Source organism: Oceanospirillum linum, from assembly GCF_001995095.2.
GTDB classification, from domain to species: Bacteria; Pseudomonadota; Gammaproteobacteria; order Pseudomonadales; family Halomonadaceae; genus Oceanospirillum; species Oceanospirillum linum.
This window is the reverse complement of record NZ_MTSD02000188.1, coordinates 1-407: the sequence shown is the minus strand read 5'-3', so window position 1 is coordinate 407 and position 407 is coordinate 1. Positions and strand designations below refer to the sequence as shown.

Sequence of the window (407 nt, the reverse complement as noted above, 5' to 3'; positions counted from 1 at the left end):
TGCTCATGCTGGTGACGGCAGCTATCGGCGCGGTCGGCACAGTGACCCTCTACGACAGCGAAGCCGAGGTCCAACATTCGAACGAGGTCTATACGGGGCTCGAACGACTGTTGTCGCTGGCGCGCGACGCCGAGTCGGGGCAGCGCGGCTATGTGATCACGGGGCGCGACGAGTACTTGCAACCCTATCTGCAAGCGGAGCCGCAAATCGGCGCCCAACTCGATCATCTCGATGTGCTCATCAAGGGTAGCCCGGTACAGGAGCAGCGGCTCGCCCAGCTAGGCGGCTTGCTGGAAGCGAAGAGGCGCGAGCTGAGTTCGGTCATCGAGCTCAGACGCACGCAAGGATTCGGGCCTGCGCAGGCGATCGTTTTAAACGATTCGGGCAGGACCTTCATGGATCGCGCT

The 407-nt window shown here is 62.4% G+C and carries 1 protein-coding gene; it reads left to right on the top strand.

Annotated elements, in window-relative coordinates:
* Positions 1–407: CHASE3 domain-containing protein (locus tag BTA35_RS17255; RefSeq protein WP_202931326.1), on the top strand; the 407-nt coding region annotated here is incomplete at both ends.